Source organism: Pseudomonas sp. RGB (assembly GCF_007713445.1).
Taxonomy (GTDB): Bacteria; Pseudomonadota; Gammaproteobacteria; order Pseudomonadales; family Pseudomonadaceae; genus Aquipseudomonas.
The window spans coordinates 222,468-234,735 of sequence record NZ_VMSH01000009.1 but is presented as its reverse complement, the minus strand read 5'-3'; the positions used below and the strand labels follow the sequence as shown (position 1 = coordinate 234,735).

The following is a 12,268-nucleotide window of genomic DNA, read 5'->3' as shown; positions in this document are numbered from 1 at the left end:
TGGCATCAACTGCTTATGCCTGATGTACCGAGTTGCCTGCATCGCAGGCAAGCCAGCTCCCACAGAAAAGCAGAGCACAGAAGTCTGCCGGCTGAACTCGCTCCCACATTAGATATTTGTCAGCTTCAACGCCAACGCCTTGGCCTGAATCGCCACGTCGGTCACCGCTGTGCTTTCCCACCACATCCCGCGCAACGGCGGGCCCATGGCGAACAGGCGGCGGCTGACATTGCCCTCGGCATCCAGCACAGCGCCCGCCCCATCCGCCGCAATCCCCAACGCCAATGGCCCGGGCTGGATCAACCCACGCTTGAGCAACTGCTGGGGCAACGGCCGGGCCACGCGGCGCCAGTCGTACTCAATGCCACTGGAATTGATCAACGCCGCCCCCGAAACCTGCGTCACCTCCTGCTCGCCGCGACGACACACGCGGACAGTCACGCCGCCGTCCGAGGCCACCAGGCCCTTGAACGATGCTGCCTGAATGCGCAACCGCCCTTCGTCCTGCAACCGTGCCACCAATTGCGCGCTCAACGGCGGCGAACGGTGATGATGACTTTCCCACCACGGCCGTACATGGCGCACGAACTGGCGTTTTTCGACGTCGCTGGCCTGGCTCCACAAACGGGCAACATGCGCGCGCACGGTGTCCAGCGGCGCCTGCCAATCGATGCCTTGCTGCAGCGCACGGCGGCATTGGCGGCGCACCTCGCGCAGCAATTGCCTGGGGCTGCGCAGACGATGGTCCTCGGCGAGAAAATCCACCCAGCCCGGCGGCTGGCGCCGCACATGCGGCAGCAGCCCGTGGCGCGAAAAAATCTCGATCGGGCCACGATGGCCGGCCTGCTCCAGCGAGACCACGGCGTCCACCATGGTCAACCCGGAGCCGATGATCAGTACCGTCGATTGCGGGTCGATCAGGGTCATCGCCTGCACATCCCACGGGTCCACGGCTGCCGCGTTCAAGCCGCTGGAGTCGGTCTGCGGCGTACGCGCTGCGGGAAACATGCCGGTGGCCAATACCGCGAAGGCGCCGCACAGTTGCTGGCCGTTATCAAGTGTCAGCACGGTGGCGCTCTCATCCACGTGCAGGTCGATGACCTCGCCACGCACATGCTCCACCGTCGAAGCCGACAACGCCTTGGCTTCGGCCAGCCGCTGCTGCGCGTACAGCCCAAAGATCCCGCGCGGCGGGAACAGCTCACTGATCGGCACCGCTTGCTGGTGCGCCTGCGGCCACCCACCGGCGCCGATGTAGTCGGTGAGCCATTGGGTCAGGTCGTCGGCGTTATCCGGGTCGACGCTCATGCGCGCGGCGTTGCCGTTCAAGGTGTGGCCCAGCTCGACCGCGCTGTAGGCCTCGCCACGGCCCAGTTCGGCGCGGGGCTCAATCACCAGGATGCGACGCTGCCCAGGCAGGCGCAGCAATTGCACGGCCAACATCGTGCCGCTCAGGCCGCCGCCGATGATCAAGACATCAGCGTTGCGGGTGGATTCAGTCATGCACATCGCCCTTACTGTTTACCCAGATAAATATCGTGCAAATCGCCGCGCGCCCGCAGTTCAGCGGCGCTGCCACCCAAGACCACCCGCCCAGTATCCAGCACGTAACCCTGGGACGCATAGGTGAGCGCGACGTTGATGTTCTGCTCGGCGATCAAAAAGCTCACCTGCTGCTCACGGTTGAGCTGGGCGATGATCGCGAAAATTTCCTGCACGATCATCGGCGCCAGGCCCATCGACGACTCATCGAGCAGCACCAGGGTGGGCCGCGTCATCAACGCGCGGCCGATGGCGACCATCTGCTGTTCGCCGCCGGAGGTCAGCCCGGCACGCGTGTGGCGCTTGGTCTTGAGGCGTGGAAACCAGGCGTAGATGCGTTCCAGGTCATGCTCCATGGCCTTGCGGCTCAGGCGCCGCACAAAGCCGCCACTGCGCAGATTGTCTTCGACCGTCAGCTGGCCGAACACATGCCGGCCCTCCAACACATGGACCATGCCCTCACGCACGCGCTGGCTGGGGTCGATGCCGGCAAGGTCGCGGCCGGCGTATTCGATCACGCCCCGGCTGACCTCGGCCCGTTCGGCACGCACCAGCCCCGAGATCGCCTTGAGGGTGGTGCTTTTGCCCGCGCCATTGGCGCCGAGCAAGGCAACGATGGCGCCCTTGGGCACGCTCAAGGACACCCCGGCCACCGCCAGGATTGCGCCGTCATAGATCACTTCGATGTCATCGACCGTCAACAGCGCTTGGCTGGCGGACTCGGCAGCGGGTTGGCTCATGAGTTATTCATCCCCGGTGCAGGTGCGCGGCGTCAGGCCTTTTTCCTTGGCGAACGCGGCGGATTTTTCGTCGATCAATGGGCGCAGCAACGCGCGGTCGGCGGCGATCCAGTCGCTGATCAGCGTCCAGTTGGCGCCGTCCCATTGCTGCACCCGCGCCGAACCGCCGCCTTCATGGTCGCGGCACGACAATTTGAGGTTCTGCATCAGGCCCAGGTAGCCCATGTCCTTCAAGCGCGCGTCGTCGATGTTCAAGTGTTCCAGGCCCCAACGGCCTTCTTCGCCGTTGAGCGGGCGCTTGCCGAATTTGGCCTGGCCGGTGCGGATCGCTTCCACGGCCACGGCGGCGTTCACCAGGCCGGAGTTGTAGTAGACGCTGCCGAAGTTTTTCAGGTCCTTGAGGTCACTGTGGCCCTTGTCGAGGACGTACTGCTTGAGGCGTTTGTGGATCTCGAAGTCGGCACCGGCCGGGTATGGCGTCAGCGCCAGATAGCCTTTGGCGGACGCGCCGGCAGGCAGCACGTCTTCGCTGGAGCTGGCCCAGATATCGCCGATGATATGGTCGACCGGGAAGCCAAAACGTGCGGCGGTTTTCACCGCTACCGGCGTGGAGACGCCCCAGGTGCGCAGGAACACCCAGTCCGGGTTCGCCTGACGGACCTGGCGCCATTGCGCCGACTGTTCATTGCCCGGATCAGCCACCGGAATCTGGATATTTTCAAAGCCGTATTTCTCTGCCAGCAACTTCAGCGGGCCAAGGGTTTCGCGCCCGTAGGCCGAGTCGTGGTAGACCGTGGCGATCTTCTTGCCCTTGAGTTTGTCGAAACCGCCTTCGCGCTGGGCGATGTAGTTCACCAGGGTTGAGGCCTCGCTGTAAAAGGTCAGCATCACCGGGAAGTTGTACGGGAACACCGTGCCGTCGGTGGCTTCGGTACGGCCGTAACCGAGGGTGATCAGCGGGATCTTGTCCACCTCGGCACGCTCACTCAGCGCGTACGCCGCCGGGGCGCCATTGGGTTGATAGACCGCGACCGGCGCGCCATCCAGGCCATTCTTGAAGCGCTCGTAGCACTCGATGCCCTTCTCCGCCGTCCACTCGGTTTCGCATTCCTGCCACACCAGTTTCACGCCGTTGATGCCGCCTTCGACCTCATTGATATAACGCAGGTAGTCGATCATCCCGGCCCACACCTGCACGCCGCTGGAGGCGTACGCGCCCACACGGTAGGTGGCCAGGGGAATGAATTGCTGGTCGGGCGAGGCCATCGCCTGGGGCACAGTGCCCGCCAAGGCGGCCAGCGCAAAGGCGGCGCCGACCAGGGAACGTTTCAAGGTTGCACGCATATTGGATTCTCTTGGGGAATGTTAGAAGCGCAGCGGCCATTGCCGCAGACGGTCACGCAGGTTCTGCAACAGACGAATCAACCCCTCGGGTTCCTTGATCAGGAACACGATGATCAACACGCCAAAGATGATTTTCTGCAGGTTCTGCAATTGCCCCGCATCCACCGAGCCGCCGAACAAGGCCTGCCCGGCATGGCTGAGCAAAATCGGCAGCAGGCTGATAAACGCCGCGCCGACGAAGTTGCCGGCAATGCTGCCCATGCCGCCGATAATGATGATGAACAGGATCTGGAACGAGCGGTTGATATCAAAGCTGCTGGCGCTGGCCGTGCCCAAGTAAGCGAAGGCCCACAGCGCACCGGCAATGCCTAAGTAGAACGAACTGACGGCGAACGCCAGGCGCTTGTAGCGCACCACCGGGATACCGACCACGGCGGCGGCGGTGTCCATGTCGCGGATCGCCATCCAGTTGCGGCCGACCTGGCTGCGCACCAGGTTGACGGCGGTCCAGGTCAGCAGCAACACCGTGACCAGCGTCAGCAGGTAACGCCCCAGCGGCGTGTTGAGGTCATGGCCGAACAGCGCCAGTTGCGGCGCAGAAATGGTGCCGGAGGAGCCGTAGTTGTAGAACCAGGGGAATTTGACGAACAGCCACTCCAGAAAAAACTGCGCGGCCAACGTGGTGACCATCAGGTAAAAACCCTTGATCCGCGAACTGGGCAGGCCGAACAACAGCCCCACCAACGCGCTGATCACCCCACCGCCGAGCAGCGCCACCGGCAAACCGAGCGCCGGCAGACGCAGCAAAAACCCGTAGGTGGCGAACGCGCCGACAGCCATGAAACCGGCCGCGCCCACCGAGGTTTGCCCGGTGTAGCCGGTCTGCAGGTTCAAGCCCAGCCCGGCCAGCGACAGCACCAGAAACGGGACGAGGATTGCATTGAGCCAATAGTCATTGCCCCACAGCGGCACGACAACAAAGGCCAGCGCCAACAGGCCGATCAGGCCCCAGGGCACGCGCCGCTGGATCAACACCAACGGTGCGGTTTGTTGAACAACAGGAATCGACATGGGTTCAGACTCGCTCGATGGCGCGCTCGCCGAACAGGCCGGCGGGACGGATATACAGGAAGGCCAGGGCCAGTACGTAGGCGAACCACGGCGTGATGCCGCCGCCGATCAGCGGGCCGATATACACCTCGGCGAGGTTTTCCGCCGCGCCGACAATCAGCCCGCCGACAATCGCCCCGCCAATCGAGGTGAAGCCGCCGATGATCAGCACCGGCAAGGCCTTGAGCACCACCAGCGACAGCGAAAACTGCACCCCTTGGCGCGCGCCCCACAGCAGCCCCGCCACCAGCCCGACCACACCGGCCACGGCCCAGACGATCTGCCAGATACGGTTGAGGTTGATGCCGATGGACAGCGCCGCCGTGGTGTCATCCGCCACCGCGCGCAACGACACACCGATGCGTGTCTTGTTGAACAGCAACGCCAACACCGTGACCAGCACCACCGCCGCCGCGGCGGCAATCAGATCAAACTGGCTGAGCATCAGTGGCCCGACAAACAGCGGCACGTCGTCAATGCCCAAATCCAGCGCGCGCACCTGCGAGCCCATCAAGCCCTGGGCCAGGCCTTCGATAATGAACGACAGGCCCAACGTGGCCATGAACAGAGTGATCTGCGAACGGTTCACCAACGGGCGCAACACCAGCCGCTCAATCAGCAAGGCGCCGACGATCATCACGATCACCGTCAGCAGCAGCGCCAGGGCGAACGGCACGCCTTGGTCATGCAGGCTGACAAAGGTCAGCGCGGCGAACAGCAGCATCGAGCCCTGGGCGAAATTAAACACGCCGCTGGCCTTGTAGATCAGCACGAAGCCGATGGCGACCAGCGAGTACAGGGTGCCGGCGAGCAAGCCGCCGAGCAGGGTTTCGAAAAAGAACGTCATCAGTGTGCGACTCTCAGGTAGGCGCTGATCACTTCGGGGTTGGCCTGAACCTCGGCGGGCGTGCCGTCGCCGACCTTGCGCCCGTAGTCGAGCACCACCACATGGTCGGACAGGCCCATGACCACGCCCATGTCGTGCTCGATCAACACCACGGTGGTGCCCAGGTCGCGGTTCACGTCGGCGACGAAGCGCGCCATTTCGTGTTTTTCTTCGGCGTTCATCCCGGCCATGGGTTCGTCGAGCAGCAGCAGGCTGGGACCTGCGATCAACGCGCGGCCCAACTCCACGCGTTTTTGCAGGCCGTAGGACAGGTTGCCCACCAGCACGTCGCGGTGGGCTTGCAGCTCCAGGAATTCGAGGATGCCCTGGGCACGCAGGCGGAAGGCCTCGGCCTCACGCCGGGCGCGCGACAAGCCCAGGGCCTGTTCGATAAAGGTGCTGCGCATATGCCGCGACAGGCCGGTGAGGATGTTGTCGAGCACGCTCATTTTTTTGAACAGCGCGTTGTTCTGGAAGGTGCGGCCGATGCCCCGCCGCGCCGCGCCCAATGGGTCGATGCGGTGAAAGTGTTGTTGCTCGAAGACGATCTCGCCGGCGTCAAAGCGGTACACACCGTTAAGCACGTTGAGCAACGAACTCTTGCCGGCGCCATTTGGCCCGATCAGCGCGCAAATCTCGCCGCGCTGCACGTCAAACGACAAGGCATTGATCGCCTTGACGCCCTTGAATGACAACGAGATGTCGCGCACCTGGAGAATGGCCTGGCTCATGCGATGTCCCGTTTGAATTCGGCCAGCCATGTCGGCTCGGCCTTGGATTTAAGCGGTTGCCAGATGTAGGACAGACGCTGAAAGCCCAGCAGCCTGCGCACGCGGTTTTTCAGCAAGCGGCGCAGGCCACTTTGCGGGTGGGCGATGGCCCAGTCGCACAGGCGTCGGCGCCAGGTACCGTGGGGCGCGAGGCGGCTTTCGATGTCGTCGGCCAGGTGGTGCAAACGCTCAGGTGATAACAGCAGGCCGGTCGGAGCGACTTCACTGCGATCGCGTCGGGCCGAGGCGAGGTTTTCCGGAAACGCCAGGCCATGGCCGCTGTTGAGCCACTGCTCCAGCACCACAGCCAACCCGCCCTGCCAGTGAGTGCCCTCCTCGCTCCACAACGCGGTTTCGCCAGAGGGTTGCCACCAGCGCTGCAAGTGCTGCGCCGGGTCCAGCGGGCCGAGCAACTGGGCGAAATCCAGTCGATTGGCAGACGCCCAGTGCCGCACTTGCCGGCGGTCCTGCACATACGAATGGGTCGGGCGAATACGCCACAGCTGTTGGTAAAGGACTTCGGGCTCGAGGTCATCGGCCAGGGTCACCACCTGCCCGCCGACCGATTGCGCAGCCAACGCCAACAACAGCAGGTTCGGCTCGAACGCGCCGCTGAGGGCCAGCCGCGACTGCTCGCCAAAGCCATGCTGGCGCAACCCATCGGCCAGGCGCTCGACGTCGCGCAAGGCGTCAATCCACCGCCAGGCATACCACTGGCCCTGGCGCTTGTGGCGCAGGGCCGTCTGCAACGGCGTGATTTGCGCCCAGTGGCGCAGGTGTTCCAAAGGCTCGGACAGGTTGCCGAGCAGTTCGGCGGGCCATTCCAGGCCCAGCGGACGTTTGAGTTCGTGCACGCTCATAGGGGTGATGCTCCTATTAAAGTGATGTGCGTGCGGTGGTCCGCTGGCTGAGTTATTTGGATCAATACAGTTCTACTGTGGGAGCTGGCTTGCCTGCGATAACGGTGTGTCAGTCGGCACATTTCCAGCTGACCCGACGCTATCGCAGGCAAGCCAGCTCCCACATGGATTGGGTTTGTTCAGTTATAGAGCGCTGGCCTTGAGATCTCTGTAACCGGCACCCGGATGATTCGGCGCCAGCCGTGCGCCATCGCCGAACAACTTCTCGCGCAAGGTGCCCTGGGCGTATTCGGTCTTGTACACGCCGCGCTTTTGCAGCTCCGGCACCAACAGGTCCACGGCGTCGATAAAGGTTTCGTGGGTCAGCGCATAGGCCAGATTGAAACCGTCCACGTCAGTCTCCTCGACCCATTCCTGCAGCAGGTCGGCCACGGTTTCAGGGCCACCGACAAACAACGGGCCAAAGCCGCCAATGCCAACCCAGTCGGCCAGTTCGTTGGGCGTCCAGACTTTGTTCGGGTCCGCCGTGGAGAAGGCCTCCACCGCCGACTGAATGGCGTTGGTGTGCACGTGCTTGAGCGGTTCATCGGGTTTGAACTGGCTGAAGTCGATACCGGTCCAGCCAGAGATCAGTGCCATCGCGCCTTCGTAGCTGACGTAGGATTTGTACTCGTCAAACTTGGCCTTGGCCCTGGCGTCGGTCTCGCCGACGATCACCGTCTGCAAGTTGAAAATCAGGATTTTCTTCGGGTCGCGCCCGGCTTCTGCGGCACGGCGGCGGATATCGGCCACGGTCTTTTTCAGCAACACCTTGGACGGCGCCGCGACAAACACGCACTCGGCCTGCTCGGCAGCGAACTGCTTGCCACGGCTGGACGCACCGGCCTGGTACAGCACCGGCGTGCGCTGCGGCGACGGCTCGCACAGATGAATACCGGGCACCTGGAAGTGTTTGCCAACGTGGCGGATTTCGTGAATTTTGCTCGGGTCGCTGAAAATTCGGCGCTCGCGATCACGCAATACCGCGCCCTCTTCCCAGCTGCCTTCCCAAAGCTTGTAGCAAACCTCCAGGTATTCCTCGGCGTAGTCATAGCGTGCGTCGTGTTCGGTCTGGGCTTTCTGGCCGAGGTTCTTGGCGCCGCTTTCCAGGTACGAGGTGACGATGTTCCAACCGACGCGCCCCTTGGTCAGGTGATCGAGGGTGGAAAGCCTGCGGGCAAACGGGTACGGGTGCTCGAACGACAACGAGGCGGTCAGGCCGAAACCCAGGTGTTCGGTGACCAGTGCCATCGGCGCGATCAACGACAACGGGTCATTGACGGGCACCTGCGCCGCCTGGCGAATCGCCGCGTCACCGTTGCCGTTGTACACGTCGTAAATACCCAGCACGTCGGCGATAAACAACCCGTCGAATTTGCCGCGTTCGAGGATTTTGGCCAGGTCGGTCCAGTACTCCAGGTCTTTGTACTGCCACGAACGGTCACGCGGGTGCGCCCACAGCCCGGGCGATTGGTGGCCGACGCAGTTCATGTCGAAGGCATTCAAGCGGATTTCACGGGACATCAAAGCGCTCCGTTGAGGTGGTAGTTGCCGACAATCTGGTATTTGCTGCGCAACGGATCATCAAGGCTGGGCGGCAGCGCGGTGCGCTGGCCGGTGAGTTCGAACTCGGCATTGCTGGCGAAAATCAGCGCTTCGGCGGCGGCGATCTGCGCTTCGGTGAGAGCCACCGGGCTTGGGTCGGTGGCGGCGCGCTCAAGCAAGGCGGCGGCCACATCGACGCGGATCTGCCAATCGCCGAAGCGGCTGATCACGTAGGGGTCATCGCTTCGCTCAACCGTGCGGCGGGTGCTTTCCAGCAGTTGGCGCGCGTGATTCAGTGCGGTCATGGGTCAGGTTCCTCAGTTCCAGGCGTGGCGGGCGGGCTTCACGCCGTTGAGCACGAAGTTGCCGATCAGGTGGTATTTCCAGCGGGCCGGGTCGTGCAGGGTGTGGGTGCGCGCATTGCGCCAGAAGCGGTCGAGGTTGTGCTTGGCGGTCACCGAACGAGTGCCGGCGAGTTCGAAGAGTTTGCTGCTGGCGAGCAAGGCGGTTTCGGCCGACAGCACTTTGGCCTGGGCGACGACCAGCGAGGCGTGGGCCACGGTGTCTTCGTTCGGCTCGGCCAGGGCCAGGTCGACCGCCTTGCCGGCTTTGGCAAGAATGGCTTCGGTGCCGTGCACGCGCCATTGCAGGTCGCCAATCGCGGCGATGGTGAATGGGTCTTGCCAGCCGTGTTCCTGTTGGCTGTCGATCCAGGGGCGCGCCTGGCGGGCGTGGATTTTGGCGTGTTCAAGCGCGCCAAGGGCGATGCCGGTGTCGACGGCGGCCTGGATGATCTGCGAGATCGGGCCGTTGGCGGTGGGTTGGTCGAAGGCCAGGTGAGCCGGGATCACTGCGGTGCGCGGCACGCTCACGCCGTCGAGTGTCACCGCGCCGCTGGCGGTGGTGCGTTGGCCAAAGCCGTCCCAGCTATCAACCACCGTGAGCCCCGGCGCATCGCGCTCAACGAACGCGATATAGGCCTGGCCGTTTTCATTGTTGCCGACGGTGGGCACGATATGCGCGAACAGCGCGCCGGTGCAGTAGAACTTCTCGCCGTTGATTTGCGCGGTGTCGTGCTCAAAACGGATCTGGGTATCAAACGTGCCGGCGTTTTTGCTCTTGGCTTCGGAGAAGGCATTGCCGAACCGATAACCGGCCAGGACCTTGCCGAAGTAGTGGCGCTTTTGTTCCTCTGTGGCGGTTTGCAGCAGGATGTCCACCACGCCCAAATGGTTTTGCGGGATTTGCCCCAGCGATGGGTCGGCGGCGGAAATCAACTTGATCACCTCGGCCACCGTCACATAGGACACCTCGGCGCCGCCATAGGCTTTAGGAATGGTGATGCCCCACAAACCGCTGGCAGAAAACTCGTCAAGTTCGGCCACCGGCAAGCGCCGCTCACGGTCGCGTGCACTGGCGTCGACGGCAAAGCGTGCGGCCAGGCGCGTGGCGACCTCGATGGCCTCGGCGTCCGAGCGAATGATATGGGCAGGTTGTTGAGGGTGGGCTGACATGGGCCGACTCCAGGCTCCGGTGAGATGACCTGGGTGATTGCAGGAGTCGTGCCTGAATCTAATCGCCAATAAAATCAGGGTGTTGCGGCTAAAATCTTCAAACGCCTGCGTGTGCAGGCGAGCAAAGTGTCCATCCACTGTTGCCTGGCAGACAGTTAGATCACCACGTTGCGCACAAAGCGCACCGCCACCTCACCATCATTGCGATAGCCGTGGGCCTGGCGGCTGGCGAACATGAAGAACTCACCGGTGGCCACGTGTTTTTCTTCGTCATCGAGGATCAGGGTCAGGCGGCCTTCGAACACAAACAGCTGCACGCTCCAACCTTCCGGGTCGGGTTCCGGGCTGTAACGGTCGCCCGGTTCCAGGCGCATCTCCCACAATTCCACTTCGCGCCGGGCAGTGGCCTTGGCCAGCAACACGGCTTTACTGCCGGGAATGTCGCCGGCCCACGCCAGCTCGTTGATGCGGCTGTGGTCGCCGGCATCCGGCGCCTGGATCAGGTCGCTGAAGGCCACATCCAGGGCTTCGGCGACGCGGTCCAGGGTGGACAGGCTGACATTCTTCTCGCCCGCCTCGATGGCCACCAGCATGCGCCGGCTGACGCCGGACTTTTCCGATAGCGCGGTCTGGCTCATGTCGGCAGCATGCCGCAAACGACGGACGTTCTGGCTGACGTGTTGCAGGACCGACGCCCGATGTGGATTTTCTTTGTGCACTATATTGCTCAATACGTAGGTGTGCGCAGTATACTGCCCAGCGTGCGGCGCATTGTGCGGTCCGTGCCTTTCCCTTGCAAGACCGAGCCGCCATGACTGCCCCGAGCCCTTCCTCACGCTTCAACCGTTTCAGCAAAGCCGAATGCATTCTCGTGGTGATCACCATGATCTGGGGCGGCACCTTTTTGCTGGTGCAACATGCGATGACGGTCAGCGGACCGATGTTTTTCGTGGGTCTGCGGTTTGCCGCAGCGGCCATCGTGGTTGGGTTCTTTTCGTTGCGCACCCTGCGCGGTCTGACCTTGTTTGAGCTGAAAGCCGGCGCCTTCATCGGCACCTCGATCATGTTCGGCTACGGCATGCAGACCATCGGGCTGCAGACTATTCCGAGCAGTCAGTCGGCGTTCATCACCGCGCTGTATGTGCCATTCGTGCCGCTGCTGCAATGGCTGGTGCTGGGGCGCCGCCCAGGGCTGATGCCGGCCATCGGCATCATGCTGGCGTTTACCGGCTTGATGCTGCTCACCGGCCCGGCCGGCGCGTCGCTGAACTTCAGCCCCGGCGAAATCGCCACGCTGATCTGTGCAGTGGCGGTGGCCGCCGAAATCATTCTGATCAGCGCGTTTGCCGGGCAGGTGGATGTACGCCGGGTGACCGTGGTGCAACTGGCCACGGCGTCGTTATTGTCGTTTCTGATGGTGGTGCCGATGGGGGAACCCTTGCCAGGTTTCTCGTGGTTGCTGGTATTCAGCGCGGTAGGCCTGGGCTTGACCAGCGCGGTGATCCAGGTCGCGATGAACTGGGCGCAGCAGAGTGTCTCGCCGACACGCGCCACTTTGATCTACGCCGGTGAACCGGTGTGGGCTGGCGTGATCGGGCGGATGGCCGGTGAGCGCTTCCCGCCGATCGCGATGGTGGGGGCGGCGTTGATTGTGGCGGCAGTGATTGTGAGTGAGCTGAAGACTAAAGGGCAGAAGGCCATCGAACTGCAGGATGAAAGGGAACAGGAACAGCAGGGGTAAGGTCTGACGGCTTGTGGTGGCTGCCAGATCGCCATCGCGGGCAAGCCCGGCTCCCACAGGGGGCGGTGGTGCCAGGTGGACAGGGGCCCGCTGAAACAATGCGAAACAGGGGTTTTCAGCCTACCTTGTAGGATCCTGCCACATCTTGCCGTTTGGTGATCGACAAAGCGGCACGTA

12 protein-coding genes are annotated in these 12,268 nt (G+C 63.1%); 1 reads left to right on the top strand and 11 read right to left on the bottom strand.

The window, feature by feature from the left end:
* Positions 1–108: 108 nt before the first annotated feature.
* From FPT15_RS20185 to FPT15_RS20135, 11 genes are all read right to left on the bottom strand, one after another.
* Positions 109–1,503, bottom strand: a complete 1,395-nt coding sequence (locus FPT15_RS20185; RefSeq protein WP_145164049.1) for an FAD/NAD(P)-binding protein — start codon at positions 1,501–1,503, stop codon at positions 109–111.
* An 11-nt stretch (positions 1,504–1,514) separates the two neighbouring features.
* The gene (locus tag FPT15_RS20180; RefSeq protein ID WP_145164047.1) at positions 1,515–2,282 is read right to left on the bottom strand and encodes an ABC transporter ATP-binding protein; all 768 of its coding nucleotides are present in this window, start codon (positions 2,280–2,282) and stop codon (positions 1,515–1,517) included.
* Positions 2,283–2,285: 3 nt separating this feature from the next.
* Positions 2,286–3,626, bottom strand: coding sequence for an ABC transporter substrate-binding protein (locus FPT15_RS20175; RefSeq protein ID WP_145164045.1), 1,341 nt, complete (start codon positions 3,624–3,626; stop codon positions 2,286–2,288).
* 21 nt (positions 3,627–3,647) lie between these two features.
* The gene (locus FPT15_RS20170) at positions 3,648–4,697 is read right to left on the bottom strand and encodes a branched-chain amino acid ABC transporter permease (RefSeq protein ID WP_145164043.1); all 1,050 of its coding nucleotides are present in this window, start codon (positions 4,695–4,697) and stop codon (positions 3,648–3,650) included.
* 4 nt (positions 4,698–4,701) lie between these two features.
* Positions 4,702–5,583: a branched-chain amino acid ABC transporter permease gene (locus tag FPT15_RS20165; RefSeq protein WP_145164041.1), complete on the bottom strand. Its 882-nt coding sequence runs from the start codon at positions 5,581–5,583 to the stop codon at positions 4,702–4,704.
* Positions 5,583–6,353: an ABC transporter ATP-binding protein gene (locus FPT15_RS20160; RefSeq protein ID WP_145164039.1), complete on the bottom strand. Its 771-nt coding sequence runs from the start codon at positions 6,351–6,353 to the stop codon at positions 5,583–5,585. Before FPT15_RS20160 ends, FPT15_RS20165 begins: the two co-directional genes overlap by 1 nt.
* Positions 6,350–7,252 carry an AMP-binding protein gene (locus FPT15_RS20155; RefSeq protein WP_145164038.1) on the bottom strand — a complete coding sequence of 301 codons (903 nt, stop codon included), beginning with the start codon at positions 7,250–7,252 and terminating at the stop codon, positions 6,350–6,352. The genes FPT15_RS20160 and FPT15_RS20155 overlap by 4 nt, the downstream gene beginning before the upstream one ends.
* A gap of 183 nt (positions 7,253–7,435) precedes the next feature.
* Complete coding sequence (locus tag FPT15_RS20150) at positions 7,436–8,815, bottom strand: LLM class flavin-dependent oxidoreductase (protein WP_145164036.1); 1,380 nt, start codon at positions 8,813–8,815, stop codon at positions 7,436–7,438.
* Positions 8,815–9,141 (bottom strand): acyl-CoA dehydrogenase, encoded by a 327-nt coding sequence (locus FPT15_RS20145; RefSeq protein WP_145164034.1) that lies wholly within the window; start codon positions 9,139–9,141, stop codon positions 8,815–8,817. Before FPT15_RS20145 ends, FPT15_RS20150 begins: the two co-directional genes overlap by 1 nt.
* A 12-nt stretch (positions 9,142–9,153) precedes the next feature.
* Entirely contained in the window at positions 9,154–10,350 is a 1,197-nt protein-coding gene (locus tag FPT15_RS20140) for an SfnB family sulfur acquisition oxidoreductase (protein WP_145164032.1), read from the bottom strand.
* 155 nt (positions 10,351–10,505) lie between these two features.
* Positions 10,506–11,069: a helix-turn-helix domain-containing protein gene (locus FPT15_RS20135; protein ID WP_106578787.1), complete on the bottom strand. Its 564-nt coding sequence runs from the start codon at positions 11,067–11,069 to the stop codon at positions 10,506–10,508.
* Between the two features lie 92 nt (positions 11,070–11,161).
* Between FPT15_RS20135 and FPT15_RS20130 the strand changes: the two genes are divergently transcribed.
* A complete protein-coding gene (locus tag FPT15_RS20130; RefSeq protein WP_145164030.1) occupies positions 11,162–12,091 on the top strand; it encodes a DMT family transporter in 930 nt (309 codons plus the stop codon).
* Positions 12,092–12,268 lie beyond the last annotated feature (177 nt).

What these genes read in the sequence shown, in the direction of transcription:
- FPT15_RS20185 (WP_145164049.1), bottom strand. Translation starts at nt 1,503, where the DNA reads ATGACTGAATCCACCCGCAACGCTGATGTCTTGATCATCGGCGGCGGC.
- FPT15_RS20180 (WP_145164047.1), bottom strand. Translation starts at nt 2,282, where the DNA reads ATGAGCCAACCCGCTGCCGAGTCCGCCAGCCAAGCGCTGTTGACGGTC.
- FPT15_RS20175 (WP_145164045.1), bottom strand. Translation starts at nt 3,626, where the DNA reads ATGCGTGCAACCTTGAAACGTTCCCTGGTCGGCGCCGCCTTTGCGCTG.
- FPT15_RS20170 (WP_145164043.1), bottom strand. Translation starts at nt 4,697, where the DNA reads ATGTCGATTCCTGTTGTTCAACAAACCGCACCGTTGGTGTTGATCCAG.
- FPT15_RS20165 (WP_145164041.1), bottom strand. Translation starts at nt 5,583, where the DNA reads ATGACGTTCTTTTTCGAAACCCTGCTCGGCGGCTTGCTCGCCGGCACC.
- FPT15_RS20160 (WP_145164039.1), bottom strand. Translation starts at nt 6,353, where the DNA reads ATGAGCCAGGCCATTCTCCAGGTGCGCGACATCTCGTTGTCATTCAAG.
- FPT15_RS20155 (WP_145164038.1), bottom strand. Translation starts at nt 7,252, where the DNA reads ATGAGCGTGCACGAACTCAAACGTCCGCTGGGCCTGGAATGGCCCGCC.
- FPT15_RS20150 (WP_145164036.1), bottom strand. Translation starts at nt 8,815, where the DNA reads ATGTCCCGTGAAATCCGCTTGAATGCCTTCGACATGAACTGCGTCGGC.
- FPT15_RS20145 (WP_145164034.1), bottom strand. Translation starts at nt 9,141, where the DNA reads ATGACCGCACTGAATCACGCGCGCCAACTGCTGGAAAGCACCCGCCGC.
- FPT15_RS20140 (WP_145164032.1), bottom strand. Translation starts at nt 10,350, where the DNA reads ATGTCAGCCCACCCTCAACAACCTGCCCATATCATTCGCTCGGACGCC.
- FPT15_RS20130 (WP_145164030.1), top strand. Translation starts at nt 11,162, where the DNA reads ATGACTGCCCCGAGCCCTTCCTCACGCTTCAACCGTTTCAGCAAAGCC.